The organism is uncultured Bifidobacterium sp. (assembly GCF_945269915.1).
Classification (GTDB): Bacteria; Actinomycetota; Actinomycetes; order Actinomycetales; family Bifidobacteriaceae; genus Bombiscardovia; species Bombiscardovia indica.
In genome coordinates this window covers 79,075-97,765 of record NZ_CALYOY010000002.1, presented here as the reverse complement: position 1 = coordinate 97,765, position 18,691 = coordinate 79,075, and the positions used below count along the sequence as shown (strand labels likewise).

At 63.1% G+C, this 18,691-nt stretch carries 12 protein-coding genes; 2 read left to right on the top strand and 10 right to left on the bottom strand.

The features are described 5' to 3' along the window. Together Q0K62_RS00990 and Q0K62_RS00985 are read left to right on the top strand one after the other, a co-directional pair. On the top strand, positions 1–636 hold a 636-nt coding region (locus Q0K62_RS00990), incomplete at its 5' end, for an ROK family protein (RefSeq protein WP_297316118.1). 14 nt (positions 637–650) lie between these two features. After that, positions 651–1,490, top strand: a complete 840-nt coding sequence (locus Q0K62_RS00985) for an ATP-binding cassette domain-containing protein (protein ID WP_297316117.1) — start codon at positions 651–653, stop codon at positions 1,488–1,490. 402 nt (positions 1,491–1,892) lie between these two features. On the opposite strand, the gene metF is transcribed toward Q0K62_RS00985, so the two are convergent. From metF to gltB, 10 genes are all read right to left on the bottom strand, one after another. After that, on the bottom strand, positions 1,893–2,771 hold the full coding sequence (metF, locus tag Q0K62_RS00980; RefSeq protein WP_297316116.1) for a methylenetetrahydrofolate reductase [NAD(P)H]: 879 nt from the start codon (positions 2,769–2,771) through the stop codon (positions 1,893–1,895). A gap of 50 nt (positions 2,772–2,821) precedes the next feature. Continuing rightward, positions 2,822–5,143 (bottom strand): 5-methyltetrahydropteroyltriglutamate--homocysteine S-methyltransferase, encoded by a 2,322-nt coding sequence (gene metE, locus Q0K62_RS00975; protein ID WP_297316115.1) that lies wholly within the window; start codon positions 5,141–5,143, stop codon positions 2,822–2,824. 149 nt (positions 5,144–5,292) lie between these two features. Continuing rightward, a complete protein-coding gene (locus tag Q0K62_RS00970) occupies positions 5,293–5,853 on the bottom strand; it encodes a histidine phosphatase family protein (RefSeq protein WP_297316114.1) in 561 nt (186 codons plus the stop codon). A gap of 66 nt (positions 5,854–5,919) precedes the next feature. After that, positions 5,920–7,044 (bottom strand): tRNA (adenine-N1)-methyltransferase, encoded by a 1,125-nt coding sequence (locus Q0K62_RS00965; protein WP_297316113.1) that lies wholly within the window; start codon positions 7,042–7,044, stop codon positions 5,920–5,922. Next, the gene (locus tag Q0K62_RS00960) at positions 7,044–8,996 is read right to left on the bottom strand and encodes an ABC transporter ATP-binding protein (protein ID WP_297316112.1); all 1,953 of its coding nucleotides are present in this window, start codon (positions 8,994–8,996) and stop codon (positions 7,044–7,046) included. The genes Q0K62_RS00965 and Q0K62_RS00960 overlap by 1 nt, the downstream gene beginning before the upstream one ends. Next, positions 8,996–10,759, bottom strand: coding sequence for an ABC transporter ATP-binding protein (locus Q0K62_RS00955; RefSeq protein ID WP_297316111.1), 1,764 nt, complete (start codon positions 10,757–10,759; stop codon positions 8,996–8,998). Before Q0K62_RS00955 ends, Q0K62_RS00960 begins: the two co-directional genes overlap by 1 nt. A gap of 161 nt (positions 10,760–10,920) precedes the next feature. Continuing rightward, the gene (locus tag Q0K62_RS00950; protein WP_297316110.1) at positions 10,921–11,817 is read right to left on the bottom strand and encodes an ATP-binding cassette domain-containing protein; all 897 of its coding nucleotides are present in this window, start codon (positions 11,815–11,817) and stop codon (positions 10,921–10,923) included. Positions 11,818–11,866: 49 nt separating this feature from the next. Then, positions 11,867–12,322, bottom strand: a complete 456-nt coding sequence (locus Q0K62_RS00945) for a tripartite tricarboxylate transporter TctB family protein (RefSeq protein ID WP_297316109.1) — start codon at positions 12,320–12,322, stop codon at positions 11,867–11,869. An 86-nt stretch (positions 12,323–12,408) separates the two neighbouring features. After that, positions 12,409–13,974, bottom strand: a complete 1,566-nt coding sequence (locus Q0K62_RS00940) for a glutamate synthase subunit beta (protein WP_297316108.1) — start codon at positions 13,972–13,974, stop codon at positions 12,409–12,411. Position 13,975: 1 nt separating this feature from the next. Beyond that, positions 13,976–18,550 (bottom strand): glutamate synthase large subunit, encoded by a 4,575-nt coding sequence (gene gltB, locus Q0K62_RS00935; RefSeq protein WP_297316107.1) that lies wholly within the window; start codon positions 18,548–18,550, stop codon positions 13,976–13,978. Positions 18,551–18,691 lie beyond the last annotated feature (141 nt).

Sequence of the window (18,691 nt, the reverse complement as noted above, 5' to 3'; positions counted from 1 at the left end):
ATCAACGTCGACAATGATGCAAACTACGCAGCAATGGCCGAATTGCGGATGGGGGCGGCTGTCGGAAAGCGCCACTTCGTTTACATTCACGCCAATGATGGGGTCGGGGCGGGCATCATCATCAACGGCGAGCTCTGGCGGGGAACGACAGGACTGGCCGGTGAGATAGGCCATGTCCAGGTTGATCCCCTCGGAGACATCTGCATCTGCGGCAACAGGGGCTGCCTGAACACGGTTGTGGATGAGAGCCGGCTGGTCTCCCTGCTGAGCGTGACCCACGGCACCATGACCTTGGAGGACCTGGTCGCCAACGTCAAACAGGGTGACCCAGGTTGCAGGCGTATCGTTGCCGATGCAGCCATCCGCATCGGCAACGTGGTCGCCGACCTATGCAATGCCGTTGATCCACAGGTTGTCGTTCTTGGTGGCATACTCGGTACTACAGGTTCGGTCTTTCTGGACCCACTCCAGGAGACCCTGCAACGCATGCTTTTCCCAGACGCCATGGTGCCCATGGAGGTTCTGTCCGCCCACTATCCGATTACCGGGCCAGCACTGGGTGCGGCTATGATGGCAGTCGACAAAGTCAACGAGCACATCGCCGTGTCCTCGCAATCCGCAGGCCAGACATCATAGAGGAGGTGGCCGATTTGAGTGACGTCACGCCATTGATGGAGATGTGCGGCATCTCAGTCAAATTCGGATTCATTCATGCCTTGAAACAGGTAAGTCTCAGCGTTCGTCGCCGTGAGGTCCTGGCCATAGTCGGCGACAACGGAGCCGGGAAGTCCACCATGATCAAAATCATGTCAGGACTTCTCCATCCCGATTCCGGCACCCTGCGCTGGCAAGGTGAGACGGTTGCCATACCCTCCATCCGTGCAGCCGCACAGATGGGGGTTGCGGTTGTCTTCCAGGGTCAGGATTTTTGTGACAACCTGGATGTATCCGCCAACCTCTTCCTGGGCAAGGAACTGCGGGACAAACACCTGTGCAGGGATGACGAGACCATGAAGGGGCGGACCCGGCAGGTCCTTCAGTCTCTCTCATCGGTCATCCGTGTCGGTCAGCCCATGGCCTCCCTTTCCCTGGGGCAGAAGCAGACCGTGTCCATTGCCAGGACTCTCCTGGACAACCCTGAGTTGATACTCCTCGACGAACCAACTTCCTCACTCTCCGTCATGCAGTCCGCCGAGGTGCTCAACTACATCAAGCGGATGCGCTCCGAGGGGCAGAGCATCGTCATGGTGTGCCACGACCTGCCCGATGTATTTGCCGTGGCCGATAGAATAGCCGTCATGCGGCAGGGGCGCCTGGTAGGCATACTGGAAACCTCGAAGACCTCTTACGAGACGATTGTCGCACTGATTTCAGGCATCGACCCGGAAGATGTCATGAACGAAACTGAACGAATCAACGCCATGGCCAATGCTCAGGCCCGTGTTCACGCCTTGAGGGGCACACGGGCAATCAGCCTGGACGAGGTCTGAAGGGAGCCCGGCTTGTCGCCTACGGACCTTGCCGTCATCATAGGATGCGGAATTCTGGCCTTTCTGGTGGGATTCTTCTTCGGTCTGCTGCCGATGATGAACGACCGTATGACACCCGATCAGAGAACATGGTCGCAGGTTGCATCCCTGATCGGCATAGGCCTGGCGGTCGTTCCCATCCTCCTTGGCCAGGATGCGGCATCCTGGGTGGCCATTGGAGGCATGGTTGCGGGAATTCTGGTCGGCATCATTCCGGCGATCAAGAGGACCATGCAGACTCGGTTCACATGGTTGCGGCCCCGACAGGGATCAAGCACGGGAAAACCAAACGAAGAACACTCACCCAAAAGGAAGTCATCCCAGAGCGGGACATCTCGAGATAACCCATCCGAAGGTGGCAAATCACACGGGAAGCACTGAGTTGCCTTCCTGCTTAGTTGTCTTGAAGAGGTGATGGACGTTGTGCCAGATGCGGCGGGTGACGCCGGACTGGTTCATCGAGTAAAGATGGATTCCGTCCACACCCTGGGAGACCAGATCGGCGATCTGCTGAGAGGCATAGATGATTCCTGCCTCGCGCAGGCTGGTCCGGTCATCGCCCCACTTGGTCAGGATGGTCTCCACCGCAGGCGGGATCTTCGCCGCACAGACCTCGCTCATGTGACGTACCTGACCCACGTTGGTGATGGGCATGATGCCCGCCTCGATCGGCACGTCGATTCCGGTGGCCCTGGCCCTGGCCAGGAAGTCGGCGAAGTCGTCATTGTCATAGAAGAGCTGAGAAATCAGATGGGTTGCCCCGGCATCGACCTTGATCTTCAGGTTGTCCAGGTCGGCCTGGGGTGATGATGCCTCGGGATGGGTCTCCGGGTAGCATGCTCCGAAGATGGTCATGTTTGGGCGCTTGGCATGGATGTAGGCCACCAGGTCGCTGGCATGGTCGAACACGCCGGCCGGGGTCCTCCCCTCCACGCTGTCGCCGCGCAGGGGAAGCACGGCGGCCACACCCGCCTTGTCGAACATATCCAGGGCCTGGTCGACGATCTCCTGGTCGGCATACTGGGCCGTGAGGTGGGCCACGGCGGGAATGCCGTACTCGGTATGGATGGTCCTGGCTATCCGGGCCGTGGCCGTCCGGTCGGACTGCTTGCCCGTGCCATATGTGACGGATATGAAGTCGGGCATGAGCCCCTCCAGGCCATCCAGGGTGTCGTAGATGGTTCCCACCGGTGCATCTCGCTTGGGCGGGAAGACTTCCAGGGAGAATATGGGCTCATGCATGATGGATCATCTCTGTTTCTGCCGGCTGTGGGGGCCGCCGACCGCCATTGTCAGTGCTGCGCCGAGAGTTCGTCCCTGACCTGTCGGGCTGCGGCGACCATGTGCTCCAGGCTGGGCCAGGTTTCCTCGTTGCCACGGGTCTTGAGCCCGCAGTCGGGGTTGATCCAGACCTTGCCGGCATCCAGCTTGTCTAGGATGGCATGGATCCGCTCGACGATCTCCTCCCGGGAGGGGATGCGGGGCGAGTGGATGTCGTAGACCCCGGGACCCGCCTCGGTTTCGAAGTGGGCCTCCTGGATGGCATCCAGGACCGTCAGATCCGACCGGGAGGCCTCGAAGGAGATGACGTCGGCATCCATGGCATCGATGTCCTTGATGATGTCATTGAACTCCGAGTAGCACATATGGGTGTGGATCTGGGTGGTCGGCTTGACGGCCGAGTGGACCAGCCGGAAGGCGGGCACTGCCCAATCAAGGTACCTGGTGTGCCAATCGGAGCGCCGGAGGGGCAGCTTCTCGCGGAGGGCGGCCTCGTCGATCTGGATGACCCTGATTCCTGCGGCCTCCAGGTCCAGGACCTCGTCACGGATGGCCAGGGCCAGCTGTTGGGTCTGCTCTTGGTGGGAGATGTCCTCACGGGGCCAGGACCAGTTCAGAATGGTGACCGGGCCGGTCAGCATGCCCTTGACCACATGCTTGGTCCGGGACTGGGCGTAGGAGCTCCAGCGGACGGTGATGGGCCTGGCTCGGGATACGTCGCCCCAGACGATGGGGGGCTTGACGCAACGGGTGCCATAGGACTGGACCCAGGCGTTCTTGGTGAAGAGGTACCCGTTCAGGTTCTGACCGAAGTACTCGACCATGTCGTTGCGCTCAAACTCTCCATGGACCAGTACGTCCAGGCCGATCCGCTCCTGGTGGTCGATGACCTGGTCGATCTGGGAGGCGATGAACTGGTCGTACTCCTCCTGACCGATCTCCTTCTTGCGCAGCTTGGCGCGATAGGACCGCACTTCGGCCGTCTGGGGGAAGGAGCCTATGGTCGTGGTCGGCAGGGTCGGCAGACCGAGTTCATCGGCCTGGATCCGCTGCCGCTCCGCCCTGTCGGGTTGGCGGACGAAGTCCTGGTCATCCAGGGCGGCCAGACGACTGGATACAGCCTGATCACGCTCCACCCTGGTCCCGTCGAAGAGGCGCTGGTTGTCGGCCAGGGCCCGGGAGGACTTCTTCCCCGCCTCATCGGTGTCTGCCAGGACAGCCAGATCGCGCAACTCTCCCAGTTTCTCGACGGCGAAGGCGAAGTGCGGACGGACGGTCTGTGCGTCCAGCCCATCCTCATTGGCAACGGTGAAAGGCACATGGAGGAGGGAGGAGGCCGTGGAGACGACCACATCCGGGGTGAGCTGACGGACCGCGTCCAGGATGCCCAGGCTGACCGCATAATTGTTGCGCCAGATGTTGCGACCATTGACCAGCCCCGCGAAGACCATGGTCCCATGGCTCACGCCCGACCTCTTCAAGGCGGCCAGGTTCTCGTCACACCCCTCGACCAGGTCCAGGCCGATGCCGTCGAAGGCCAGCTCGTTGATCTGGTCCAGGCAGTCGCCCACATGGCCGAAGTAGGTCTGAAGGAGGACCTTCACGCTCCCCTTTCCACCCTGGCGGGCGGGTAGGATGCCCTGGTAAAGGGTCCTGAAGAGATCCAGGTCGCCATCCTCCTTGTCCAGGACCAGATAAGGTTCGTCCAGCTGGACCCATCCCGCCTCCAGGTCGGCGAAGCGACGGATGATGTCGGCATAGGCCTGGGCCAGGGAGGCGACCAGGTCCTGTCCGGGCTCGAACTTCTCGCCCTCGGGGCCGCGGGCCAGCTTGAGGAAGGTGTAGGGGCCGATCAGGACGGGCTTGGTGATGATGCCCAGGTCCTTGGCCTCCTGGAACTCATCGAAGGGCTTGGTTCCGGTCAGCTCGAGCCGGGTATCCGCGTCGATCTCGGGGACCAGGTAATGGTAGTTCGTCGTGAACCACTTCTTCATGGGCTGTGCTGTCACGTCGCCCTGGTCGCCCTGGTATCCACGGCCCATGGCAAAGAGCGTGTCCTCGGGGCCCAGGCCCAGGTCGCGGTAGCGACGGGGCACCGCGTTGAGGAGGATGGCGGTATCCAGCATCTGATCGTAGTAGCTGAAGTCGTTGCTGGGAATCAGGTCGATGCCGGCCTCCCGCTGGAGCCTCCAGTGATCGGCACGGAGGGTGCGGGCCGTCTCCTTGACCTGGTCCAGGTCAAGCCTCCCCTTCCAATAGCCTTCGATGGCCTTCTTGAGTTCCCGTTGAGCGCCGATGCGCGGGAATCCGATCACGGATGTGCTGGCTGACATGAAACCTCCCGGATGATGGTGATACCTCAGGTCAGGTTAGCAGTGCCCGCCGTTACCGGGTAATCGGCAGGGGTAAGGTGTCGCTATAAATTCAATTGATACCCCTCCTGATTGCCGACGGGAGAAGGGCTTGTGGCAGGGCGACCGCATCACTTGGAGAAGTCGTGCGGCGCCAGGATCCCCAGAAGCCGGGCCGTGTGGGTCTCCCACTGGTTGAAGGGCTTTTCGGAACCGAATACGACCAGATTCGCCGGTGAAAGCCCCAGGTTGAGGAGGTCCAGAAGATCGGGGTCGGATTCCGGCTTGGCCAGCCACTGGCTGCAGATGGACATGATGGGCTCGTGCCCGATGATCATGAGTCGGTGCTGCCCGGGCCCGGTCTGGGCCAGCTGGTCGAAAACGGCCTGCATACCCGACTCGTAGAGGTCCTCGCGATAGTCCACCTCGGGGCCGTCCCCCAGGGGCTTGAGCATCCTGTCCAGGGTCTGACGGGCGCGTCGGGCCCCGGAACAGACGATTCTGTCTGGCACCAGATCGTATCGGACCAGACCCTTGCCCACCTTCCGGGCCTGCTTGAGCCCCTTCTCGGTCAACTGCCGGTTCCGGTCCCCATCGGGTGCGTCCGATTCGGTCTTGGCATGGCGCATCAGCATCAACGTATAGGTGCACTTGCCTGCGTGCTTGGTGATCTTTTTGATGTTGACACCCATACCGAGTCCTTTCTCCGATGGGAGGGTCGGTTAGCGAAGAGGCCATCCCCTCCCATTATGGCAGATTCAGCCCCTCGTTTCTCCACGGTCTTCTGGAGTCGTGCTGTTCCGGTCGATGGTCCCTATCTCCCTGTCCAGATCACGCAGGACCCTGCGCAGTTTCCGATCCGAGATGTCCCTGAGCTTCAGGGATTCCAGGTCCTGGTTCCCACCGGACCCGGCAACCATCTGGTCGATGTCGGTGGTGTAGTCCTTGGTGGCCCGGATCTTCCTGTGGAGGGCCTCCTGGCCGGGGGCCATGGCCCTGCTGGTCACCAGGAAGCCGGTGTGGCCGATCATCTGGTGCTCGGGACGAACCGCCAGACCGTCGGCCTTCCAGGAACGTTCCATGGTCTCCTGAATCTCCGGCTCGGTCCAGTGCCCGCTCTTGCGTAGGGCCTCCACCATCCGGCTCATCTGGGTGGTGGTGGTGATGTAGGCGGTGATGACCCCGCCCGGGGCCACCACCCGATAGGCGGAGTCCAACCTGTTCCAGGGGTCCAGCATGTCCAGGACGATCCGGTCGAAGTACCCTTCGGCCAGTTCGACCGATCTGGTGTCAAAGTCCCCGACCAGGAGGTTCCACCAGGCGGGGCGGCCGCCGTAATAGACGGTGGCGTTGCCCATGGCCACACGGGCGAATTCCGGCCGGGCCTCGATGCTGGTCAGGGACCCCTCCGGTCCGACGGCATCAAGGAGGCCCAGGCTCATGGCCCCGGAACCCGCGCCGGATTCCAGGACGCGCATCCCCTGACGGATGTCGCCCAGGGAGATGACCTGGGCGATGTCCTTGGGGTACATGATCTGGGCACCCCGGGGCATGGAGAGGATGAAGTCCTCCATACGGGGTCGCATGACCGTATACTGCCAGCCGCCGACGGCCCGGGCCGACTTCCAGGGCTTGGCCCGGTCTCGTTCCAACGGTCCGCTTGCATCAGGCTCGGCATCAGTATGGAGGCCATGCCAGGCTTTGGCTGATATGGAGGTGATGACGGAACCCTCAGGCAGGCCGACCATGGCCTCATGGGGCAGGAATCCCCGATCGGTCTGGGTCACCCCACCCGGGGTGAGCATGACGGTGAGCAGGCGACCCTTCCGGTCGGTCAGCTGCACACGCTCCCCATAGGCCAGCGGTCCACGTCGTACCCCCATCAGTCCTCCTCGTCTCCCTTGATGAACTGGGAATTGTAGAGGGAGGCGTAGGCGCCGCCCTTCTCCAGGAGCTGGTCGTGGGTTCCCTGTTCTATGACCGAACCGTGGTTGACCACCAGGATCAGATCGGCGTCACGAATGGTGGAGAGGCGGTGCGCGATGACGAAACTGGTCCTGCCTGACCGGAGGGTGTTCATGGCCTGCTGGACCAGGAGCTCGGTACGGGTATCCACCGAGGAAGTGGCCTCGTCCAGAATCAGGATGTCCGGATCGGAAAGGAAGGCCCTGCAGATGGTCATCAGCTGACGCTCCCCCTGGCTAAGTTCACTGCTGTCCTCGTTCAGGACCGTGTCGTAGCCCTGGGGGAGCTTCCTGATGAACTCGTCCACATGGGTGGCCTTGGCCCCCTCGATCATCTGCCTGTCGGGGATGGTCTTCCCCTCGTCCAGACCGTAGAGGAGGTTGTCTCGGACCGTGCCATCGAAGAGCCAGGTGTCCTGGAGGACCATGCCGAAGTGGCTGCGGAGCTCGTGGCGGCTGACCCTGGAGGTGTCGACCCCGTCGATGGTGATCTTCCCGCCCTGAATCTCGTAGAAGCGCATCAGGAGGTTGACCAGGGTCGTCTTGCCTGCGCCGGTCGGACCGACGATGGCGATGGTCTGCCCTGGTCTGGCTTCTATGTTCAGGTCCTTGATCAGGGGCTCCTTGGGATCATAGGAGAAACGGACGTGGTCGAAGCGGACGTGACCCTGGATGCGGCCATCGTCCCCCTGACCCAGGTGGTCGGGATGCTCAGGGTCCGGACGCTCCTCGGGCTCGTCAAGGAATTCGAAGACCCGCCGACAGGAGGCCAGGGAGGACTGGAGCATGGTTCCCATGGAGGCCAGCTGGCCGATGGGCTGGGAGGCCTGACGGGTGTACTGGGTGAAGGCCTGGAGACCACCCAGGCTCATGGTCCCGTCCAGCACGTGCACACCGCCGATGATGACCACCACGACGAAGCTCAGGTTCCCGAAGAAGGTCGACATGGGGGTGACCAGGGCCGAGAAGAAGGAGGCCTTGAAGGAGGCCTGGTAGAGTTCCTGGTTCTTCTCCTCGAATTCCGCCTCGGCCGCCTTCTGATGACCGAAGGCCCTGACCACCGTGTGGCCGGAGAACATCTCCTCCACATGGCTGTTGACCTGGCCGGTCCGCATCCACTGACGGGTGAACTGGGGCTGGGTCTGCTTGAGGATGATGCCTGCACACAGGGCCATGACCGGAATGATGATGAAGGCGATCAGGGTCAGCAGGGGCGATATGGTCAGCATCATGATGAAGGCGCCGATGATGGAGAAGACCGAGAAGAGGAGCTCGCCAAGGATCTCCTGGAGGGTACCCGAGATGTTGTCGATGTCGTTGGTCGTTCGGCTCATGACCTCACCGCGGGGGGTCCGGTCGAAGTATTCGAGCGGAAGGCGGTCCATCTTGTCTTCAATCTGGCGGCGCATGGTATAGACCGCGTCGGAGACCAGCCTGGTCATCAGGAAGTTCTGGACCAGACGGACCAGGATGGAGATCACATAGATGCAACCCACGAAAAACAGTATGCGCGCGAAGCGGTTCCAGTCGATCCCCACACCCACCTGGACATCCATGGAGGCGATCATCTGGGCGAACTTGTTCTGCCCCTTGGCCTCCAGGTAGGAGACGACCGCCTCCTTGGGGGTGCCGGGCTTGGCGCCCAGCTTGACCAGCATGGATCCCAGGATGCCCTCGAAGAGAACGTTGGTGGCCTGCCCCATGATCTTGGGGCCGATGACGATCATGGCCACGGCGGTCATGCCGGCCAGGACCATGACGATGACCCTCCAGGGGCTGGCCAGGAGGTACCGGACCAGGCGCTTGACGGTGTGCCTGCGCTCGCCCTTCCGCAGTACCGGGGCCATGGACCTGTCGATTTCCTCCGCCATTACTCGGCCCTCCCTTCGCCGATACTGAGTTCCTCCACGTCAGGACCCTGGCCACCCTGGGATTCGACGATCTCCTGGTAGGTGGTGCAGGTCTGCATGAGCTGGTCATGGGTGCCCCGGCCGACTATCCGGCCCCTGTCCAGGACCAGGATCTGGTCGGCGGTCCTGATTGAAGCGGCCCGCTGCGCGACAACAACCTGTGTCGCTTCGCGGGTGACGGGGCCCAGGGCCCGGTGGAGGGCCCGGTCCGTGGTCATGTCCAGGGCCGAGAAGGAGTCGTCGAAGGTGTAGATGCGGGGGTTGCGCAGGATGGCTCTGGCCATGCAGAGACGCTGCTTCTGCCCGCCGGAGTAGTTGGTTCCGCCCTCGGCCACGGGGGCGTCCAGCCCGGCCGGATTCTCCTTGATGAAGTCCTCGGCCTGGGCGATGCGCAGGGCCTGCCAGATCCTATCGTCATCGGCCTTGGGGTTGCCATAGAGCATGTTGCTGCGTATGGTCCCGGTGAAGAGGGTGGCCTTCTGGGGAACGGGGCCGAAAAGGGATGCGAGCTGATCGGGATCGTACTCACGCACATCGTGCCCATCGACCAGGACCTGCCCACCGGTCGCGTCGAACATCCTGCTGGCCAGGCGGACGATGGTGGACTTCCCCGATCCGGTGGCCCCGATGATGGCCGTGGTGGTACCGGGCTTGGCCTCGAAGGAAATGCCGCTGAGCACGGGGTCCTCGGCACCCGGGTATGAGAAGTCCACCTGCCGGAACTCCAGAAATCCCTTCGCATCCGTGGGGCGGTAAGGGTTTTCCGGGGCCCGAATCTCGCTCCTTGCCCCCAGCACCTCGTTGATCCTCCTGGCGGCCACTGCGGCGCGCGGCAGCATGACCGACATCATGGCGGCCATCATCAGGCCGGATAGGATGATCATCAGGTATTGGATGAAGGCCTGAAGGGCGCCGATCTGCATCCCTCCCGAGTCGATCCGCTTCCCCCCGAACCACATGATGGCGATATTGGAGAGGTTGAGCAGGAACCAGAGGAGGGGAACCATCATGCTCATCAGGCGACCGGTGGAGATCAGGACACCGTAGACGTCCTTGTTGGCCTTGTCGAATCGCCGGGCCTCGGTCTTCTCCCGAACAAAGGCCCTGATGACCCGTACGCCGGAAATCTGCTCGCGAACCAGGCGGTTGACCGAATCGAGCATGTTCTGCATTTTGGAGAAGAGAGGGCCCATCTGCCGCAGGAGGACGAATGCGATGATCAAAATCACGGGGACGATGACGGCCAGGGACCAGGTCAGGGGGCCGTCCTGACGCAGGGCCAGGATCAGTCCGCCGATGAGCATGACCGGTGCCTGGAGGATGATCATCAGCGTCTGCATGGTGGTCATCTGCATCTGCTGGACATCGTTGGTGGTACGGGTGATCAGTGAGCCTGCGGAGAAGCGCTCGATCTCGTTCAGGCTGAAGCCCTCCACCGAGGAGAAGAGGTCGCGACGCAACTCGTATCCCATCCGCATGGCCAGACGGGTTGCACAGTAGACGGCCACTATATTGGCGAGGATCTGGAGGGTCGTGATCCCCATCATCTCCCAACCGATGCGGTAGATGGCATCCTGGTCACCGACGGCCACGCCCTTGTCGATGATGTCGGCCTGGAGGTTGGGGAGGTAGAGGTTGAGTGCGGTCTGCGCAACCTGGAAGAGCACCAGCACCAGCACCTGCATCCAGTAGGGTTTCAAGTAGCGGGTCCAAATCTTGATCACTTCGACATCCTTCTGAGCATGCGCTGTCCCTGGCGCTTTCAGGATAAGAAACCGTCCTAGTCTACACCCGGGAAGCCCTTTCTGAATCTACTTCTCCTTGAGCTGAGCATGAGGGAGGAAAGACAGCGGGCGGAACGGCTGAGACCATCGGCCACCCCGGATCAAGCGGCGGCAAAGGCACCCCACCGGCCATCCTCGTGGACGACCTTCAGGTCCAGGCCGAAAAGGTCGCTGAGACGGCTTCCGGTGAGCCCCTGTTCCGTCGGCCCCTGGAAGGTGATGGTACCGGGGTCCGGATCACCAGGGGTCTGTACACGGTCAGGGTCCTGCAGGGGTCGGCGGCCCATCATGGCAACCCGGTCAAAACCCAGGGGGATCTCCTCCAGGCGGTGGGTGACCAGGATGACGGTCCGCTCCGTATCCTCCTGACCAATCCGGGTCAGGGCCTTGAGGACCAGCTCCCGTCCCCCCAGGTCCAGGCCGGTCGTGGGCTCGTCCAGGATGAGCAGGTCGGGGTCGGCCATCAGGGCCCGGCAGATCAGGACCCTGCCACGTTCGCCCTCCGAGAGTCGATACATCCGCTTCCCCCGCAGATAGACAATGCCGAACCGATCCATGAGCTGCATGGCGGCATCCTCCTGGTCGCGGGTGAACTCTTCCCGCCACCTGCCGGTGGTGTCGCTGAAGGCGGTCAGGACCACATCGTAGGGGTCCTCCTGGGGGTTGATGGTCTTGGCCAGTTCGGCCGAGGCCAGTCCTATCCTCCACCGGTAGGAGAAGACGTTCACCTTGCCCAGCCTGTTGCCCAGGATGTCGACGGTGCCGCTGGTCGGGAAGCCACGGGTGCTCATCATGGAGATCAGGGTCGACTTGCCCACACCGTTGGGTCCGAAGAGCACCCACTTCTCCCCCCGGCCCACCTCCAGGTCGACATGGTCGAGGATGACGCGGCCCTGGCGTCTGTACTGCACATCCCTGAGCCTGATGGCCGGTGCCGATTGCCCTTCGAATCCGGCCCCCTGGTCCGGGGGCCCCCCGGTGACTGCGCTCCCCGACATCCTCATCCCTGCACCTTTCAGTAATCACCGTCCGCCTGGACGGGCCGTGTCAAACCGCGGTACCGTATGAATCCAGGTTGGGGTTGTCCTTGTAGGACCCGCCCACGAAGAAGAGGAGGACAATCCCCAGGCAGAAGACCGCGGCCATGGTGATGGTGGCCCAGAGCGGAATCTTGGGGAACCACATGCAGACCAGGAAGGCGATTCCCGAACCGATGATCAGGAACCATGCCAGGATACGCATCCACTGACGGAAGGAGTGTGGAGACCTGACCAGCTTGGGATTGCGATAATTGGGATTGCTGACCTGACCCTCATCCGGCAGGTCCGAGTGGCCCGTGGGTTTCCATTCCCCGCTCTGGCCGGCAGCCAGCCTGCGGGACCGTTCCTGCAGGGTACGCTCGTCGACCAGACCGGCCCGGCCGCGGTCGACCCCCTGGTATTGATCCCGTTCTCCCCTACGACTGCGCTTGGCCTGTGCCCTGCGCTCAGCGCGGTTGGTCATTGCACCGCCTCCATTACTCCGTTGCTCATCAATGAACCGGACGATCGCCCCGGGGGCAACTCATCCGGAAACCGTATCAACTCATCTTAGCGTGGGATAGGAAGAGCCATGGGGCCTTGGGAGGACACGATCGCAGCGGGCAGCTCCGTGGCCCCGGTCAGATACCGGTCCACGGAGGCCGCACAGGACCGGCCTTCCGCAATGGCCCAGACCACCAGGGACTGGCCGCGGCCCGCGTCACCGCAGGAGAAGAGGCCGTCCACGTTGGTGGCATACCCATCGTCCCGTGCCACATTCCCCCGCTGGTCCAGATCGACCCTGGTCTGATCGGTCAGGGTCCGGGTCTCGGGGTGGGCGAATCCGACGGAAATCAGAACCAGGTCGGCAGGTAGGACCCGCTCGGTCCCGTCGACCGGAATCAGGCGGTGCCGGTCATCCTCCTCCACCGTGACGATCCTGACCCCCCTCACATGTCCCTGGCCGTCCTCCTGGAATCCTGCAGGCGCCATGGTGGTGTCGACCATTGCCCTGGGGTCACCCTTCTCCAGGCCGGCGGAGGACAGGACCTGCTCCTTGTCCAGGAACTCCAGGCTGTCCACGCAGTACTCATAGGTACCGCCCTCTGCCATGGAGGTGGTCTTCTGGTAGAGCCGCGCATAGATGGGCCAGGGTTGGCTTTGGGGGCGCTCCATGGGCTCACGGGGTCTGATCTGCAGTACGGTGACCGACCTGGCACCCTGGCGCAGGGCGGTTCCCAGGCAGTCGGACCCGGTATCGCCGCCGCCGATGATGACCACATCCTTACCTGCGGCATCGATTCGATGCAGGGGCTCCTTCCCCATCAGTTCGCGGGTGGGGCCGGGCAGGTAGTCCATGGCATAGTGGATGCCCTCCAGGCTCCGACCGGGCAGGTCGACCTTCCTGGGGACCGTGGACCCGATGGCCACGACCACCGCGTCGTACCGGCAGCGCAGCTCATCCCAGCTGATGTCACGACCGATTTCGACACCGGTATGGAAGCGGGTGCCCTCGGCCTCCATCTGCTGGAGGCGCTGGTCCAGGAGGGACTTCTCCAGCTTGAAGTTGGGGATACCGTACCGCATCAGTCCGCCGATGGCATCGGCACGTTCGTAGACGACGACCGTGTGGCCTGCGCGGGTCAGCTGCTGGGCGCAGGCCAGGCCGGCCGGGCCGGAACCGACCACGGCAACGGTCATGTCGGTCAGGCGCTGCGGGGGCTTGGGCCGCACCAGGCCCAACTTCCAGGCCTGGTCGATGATGGTCTGCTCGTCCAGCTTGATCATGGTGGCCGGCTGGTGGATGGACAGGACGCAGGAGGACTCGCAGAGGGCCGGGCAGATGCGGCCGGTCACCTCCGGGAAGTTGTTGGTCACCGAAAGCCGGTCGTAGGCATCCTCCCACTTTCCCTGGCTGACCAGGTCATTGAACTCCGGTATGACGTTGCCCAGCGGGCAGGCCGTCATGCAGAAGGGGGTGCCACAGTCCATGCACCTGGCCGCCTGCTCGGTCGTCCAGGGCTGGAGACCGGACTCGGCGTGAACATCGTTCCAGTCCTGGAGACGCTCGGCAACGGGCCGCTCCGCAAGTTCATGCCTGGTGCGGACCTTGAGGAATCCTTTGGGGTCTGCCATGTCAGCGGGCTCCTTCCGTGACCTGTTCGTAGGTTTGCTCCCAGACACCGGGTGCGTTGAAGTCCACCCTATCCCGCCGTGCCTGATCCATGACCTCCTTCATGGCCAGGAACTGCCTGGGGACCACATGGGTGAAGCGGCGCAGGGAGGTGGACCAGTTCCGGACCAGGGTCTGGGCCGTGACCGATCCGGTCTGCTCGGCATGGGCCTTGACCAGCCCGAAGAGCTCCTCGGCATCCTGCAGGTCGGGAACCAGGAACTTCAGCGACCCGTCCTTGGCAGCCTTGGGGTTGACCCTGGCCATGTCCAGATCCAGAACGTAGACGTCACCGCCGGAGAATCCGGCACCGAAGTTACGGCCCGTCGGACCCAGGATGACCACGGTGCCGCCGGTCATGTACTCGCAGCCATGGTCCCCGACACCCTCGACCACGAACCGGCCCCCGCCGTTCCTGACGGCGAAGCGCTCGCCGGCCTGCCCGGCCACATACATGGACCCGGAGGTGGCGCCGAAACCCGCAACATTCCCGCAGATCACGCTGGTATGGGGATCGAACCGGACCCCATCCTCGGGTCTGACCACCAGGCAGCCGCCGGAGAGTCCCTTGCCCGCATAGTCGTTGACCTCACCGTAGACACGGATGGTCTCCCCATGTGGGATGAAGGCTCCGACGGACTGCCCGGCCGATCCGTGCAGGGTGATGTCGACCGTGTCCTCGGGCAGACCTTCGGACCGGTATCTACGGGTGATCTCGTACCCCAGCATGGTCCCGACGGTCCTGTCGACGTTCCTTACCGGCTCCTCGATTCTGACCGGTTCCCGCCGGTCCAGGGCCGCCTGGGCCATCCCGATCAAAACAGTATCCATGGATCCGTCAAGTTCGTGGTCCTGATCCTCGGTGTGGTGGAGGATGGTGCCCGGGGTGGGGCCGGGCTGCATGAGGACCGGGGCCAGGTCTATCCCCTGGCTCTTCCAGGTCTCCACGGCCTTGTCCTGGTTCAGGCACTCCACGTGGCCCACCGCCTCCTCAAGGGTGGCGAAGCCCAACCGGGCCAGGATTTCTCGCACCTCCTCGGCCATGAACATGAAGAAGTCGATCACATGCTCGGGCTTGCCCTGGAACCTGGCACGGAGCTCCGGATCCTGTGTCGCGATGCCCTGGGGGCAGGTGTTCTTGTGGCAGGCGCGCATCATGACGCACCCCTCCACCATGAGGGCCGTGGTGGCGAAGCCGAATTCCTCGGCTCCCAGAAGGGCGGCCACAACCACGTCACGTCCGGTCTTGAGCTCACCGTCGCACTGGACCACCACCCTGCTTCGCAGACCGTTCATGATCAGGGTCTGTTGTGTCTCGGCCAGGCCGATCTCCCATGGGGTCCCGGCATGCTTGATGGCGTTCAGGGGTGCCGCTCCGGTTCCGCCGTCCTGACCGGAGATCAGAACCACGTCGGCATGGCACTTGGCTACACCTGCGGCCACCGTCCCCACACCGAACTCGGATACCAGCTTGACGTGTATCCGGGCCTTGGGATTGGCCATCTTCAGGTCATGGATGAGCTGTTTCAGATCCTCGATGGAGTAGATGTCGTGGTGGGGAGGTGGTGAGATCAGCTCCACACCCGGGGTGGCACGCCGCACCTCGGCGATCCAGGGGGGCACCTTGGCCCCGGGCAGGTGGCCGCCCTCCCCCGGTTTGGCCCCCTGGGCCAGCTTGATCTGGAGGTCTGTGGCAGAGACCAGGTAGTCGCTGGTGACCCCGAACCGTGCCGAGGCGATCTGCTTGATCCTGCTGGTCCGCTTCGGATCATCGATCCTGTCCTGGGATTCCCCACCCTCACCCGAATTGGACCTGGCACCGATTTTGTTCATGGCCAGGGCGAGGGTCTCGTGCGCCTCCTGGGAGATGGACCCATAACTCATGGCTCCGGTGGAGAACCTTTTGACGATCTCGCTGGCCGGTTCCACCCGGTCCAGGGGGATCGGCTGACGTTTGGGAACCAGTTTCATCAGGCCACGGAGGGTCATGATCCTGTTCGAGGTGTCATTGACGTAACGGCTGTACTCCTTGAAGAGACCGTAATCACCCCGCTGGGTGGACTGCTGGAGAAGGAAGATCGCCTGGGGGTCGTTCAGGTGGTTCTCGCCGGTACGACGCCACTTGTAGTCCCCTCCGGTCTTCAGGTTGCGGTGGGGCCTGGCCGTCCACTGGTTGGGATAGGCCACCCGGTGACGGATGGCCACCTCCTCGGCGATCTCCTCCAGACCGATGCCGCCCACCCTGGAGGTGGTCCCCGTGAAGTACTGGTCGATGACCTCCTGACTCAGCCCGACGGCCTCGAAGAGCTGGGCGCCGCGGTATGACATGATCGTGCTGACGCCCATCTTGCTCATGATCTTGAGGACCCCGGTGCTCAGGGCCTTGACCAGGTTGATCGAAGCCTGCTCCGGGGTGACGCTCAGGTAGCCGGAATTGGCCAGGTTCTCCACCGATTCCAAGGCCAGGTAGGGGTTTACACAGGCTGCACCATAGGCGATGAGGAGGGCCACGTGGTGGATCTCCCTCACGTCTCCGGCCTCGACGGCCATGGAGACCTGGGTACGGGTATGACGGCGGAGAAGGTGGTGCTGGACGGCACTGGTCAGGAGGAGGGAGGGAATGGGGCCCCAGGTATGGTTGGAATCCCTGTCGGAGAGAATCAGCACATTGCTGCCCTGGTCGATGGCATGGTCCACCTCATCGAAGATCTCGTCCAGTCGCTCCTTGAGGGCTGGGCCCTTCCCGGCCACCTGGTAGAGGCCCCTGACCAGATGGGGCTTATAGTAGCCGCCCAGGATCCTGGCGTGCTCCAGGCGCTTCAGCTGTGCCATCTGGTCGGAATCGACCACGGGCAGGTCGATCCTGATCTTCTTGGCATGGTGGGGCAGGTCCTCCAGGAGGTTGGGCTCCGGGCCGATGGCCGAGGCGATGCTGGTCACGACCTCCTCGCGCTCCCAGTCCAGGGGCGGGTTGGTCACCTGGGCGAACTTCTGGGTGAAATAGTCGAAGAGCATCCGGGACCTGTTGGACAGGACGGCGATTGGTGCGTCGTTGCCCATGGAACCGATCGGCTCCGCCCCCCGCTGCGCCATGGGTCCCAGTATCAGCTTCAGGTCCTCCTGGGTGTAGCCGAAGGCCCGCTGACGCCTTTGGACAGAGACCCGGGAATGGTTGACGTGGGCCCGCTCTGGCAGGTCGTCCAGGCGGACCGTGTTCCGGGAGACCCATTCGCGGTACGGATGCTGGCCGGCAAGCTGGTGCTTGATCTCCTCGTCCGGGATTATCCTGCCCTTGGCCGTGTCTACCAGGAACATCTTCCCCGGCTCCAGACGCCCCTTGCGCAGGATGTGGCCCTGGGGGGTCTGGTTGAGCACCCCGGCCTCGGAGGCCAGGACCAGGTGCCCCTCATCCGTGACCTGCCACCGGCCGGGACGAAGTCCGTTCCTGTCCAGCTGGGCACCCACCAGTGTCCCGTCCGTGAAGACGATGGCGGCCGGGCCGTCCCAGGGTTCGATAAGCGTGTTGTTGTATTCGTAGAAGGCCCTGAGGTCGGGGTCCAAGTCAGTGTCCTTCTCCCAAGCGGGAGGAAGCATCATGGAGATGGCATGCGGCAGGGAACGGCCGGCCAGATGGAGGAGTTCCAGGATTTCGTCGAAGGTGCCCGAGTCCGAGCCGCCAGGGGTGGCGATGGGCAGAAGGGATTCCATGTCGCCCAGAAGTTCGGAGCGCAGACGCCCCTCCCTGGCCGACATCCAGTTCCTGTTCCCCTGGATGGTGTTGATCTCCCCGTTGTGAGCTATGAGCCGGAAGGGCTGGGCCAGGGGCCAGGAGGGGAAGGTGTTGGTGGAGAAGCGTGAGTGGACGATCGCCACCCTTGCCTTCATGGCGGGGTCGAGCAGGTCGGGAAAGAAACCGGTCAGCTGCATGGTGGTCAGCATCCCCTTGTAGGTGATGGTCCTGCAGGAGAGGGAGGCGAAGTAGACCCCCACCTCATGTTCGGCCCGTTTGCGTACCCGATAGGCCAACCGTTCCAGGTCGAGGCCCCCCCGTCTGGCCTGGTCGGCGTCCTGGAGCACCAGGGTGCGGAAGAGGGGCATGGAGGAGAGGGCCTGGAGGCCCAGACCGTCAGGGTTGGCAGGGACCACACGCCAGGCCAGGACCTCCAGCCCCTCCTCTGCCGCGATGGCGGCGATGGCCTGCTCCTGCTCGGAGGCCCTGGCCGGATCCCTGTCCAGGAAGGCCAGGCCCGCCAGGTAGTGGCCCATCGACGGCAGGTCCACATCAAGGCTGGCCCGCATGAATTCGTCAGGCATGGACATCATGATGCCCGCCCCGTCGCCGGTGTTGGGCTCGGCACCCACGGCACCTCGGTGATCCAGGTTGACCAGGACCTGAATGGCCTCGTCGATGATCCTGCGCTCGTCCCTCCTGTTCAGGGTGGCCACCATTCCGATGCCGCAGGCGTCGTGCTCGGCTGCGGGGTCATAGAGACCCCGGGGCTGGTGGACGCGCAGATCAAGAGGAGTCTGGAAGGACACCGCAATCACCCCATTCTTGGACAGGTGGCGTAGGGGGCACTCCAGGTGCCCCGCTCATCGACGTAACAGTGACTTCATAGGATAACCCATCCGATTATCACATCCGTGTTACTTTTCGGATGCGGGTTCATGAGCAGGTGT

Coding starts and splice junctions, on each gene's coding strand:
- metF (WP_297316116.1), bottom strand. CDS start 2,771: ATGCATGAGCCCATATTCTCCCTGGAAGTCTTCCCGCCCAAGCGAGAT.
- metE (WP_297316115.1), bottom strand. CDS start 5,143: ATGTCAGCCAGCACATCCGTGATCGGATTCCCGCGCATCGGCGCTCAA.
- Q0K62_RS00970 (WP_297316114.1), bottom strand. CDS start 5,853: ATGGGTGTCAACATCAAAAAGATCACCAAGCACGCAGGCAAGTGCACC.
- Q0K62_RS00965 (WP_297316113.1), bottom strand. CDS start 7,044: ATGGGGGTACGACGTGGACCGCTGGCCTATGGGGAGCGTGTGCAGCTG.
- Q0K62_RS00960 (WP_297316112.1), bottom strand. CDS start 8,996: ATGGCGGAGGAAATCGACAGGTCCATGGCCCCGGTACTGCGGAAGGGC.
- Q0K62_RS00950 (WP_297316110.1), bottom strand. CDS start 11,817: ATGTCGGGGAGCGCAGTCACCGGGGGGCCCCCGGACCAGGGGGCCGGA.
- Q0K62_RS00945 (WP_297316109.1), bottom strand. CDS start 12,322: ATGACCAACCGCGCTGAGCGCAGGGCACAGGCCAAGCGCAGTCGTAGG.
- Q0K62_RS00940 (WP_297316108.1), bottom strand. CDS start 13,974: ATGGCAGACCCCAAAGGATTCCTCAAGGTCCGCACCAGGCATGAACTT.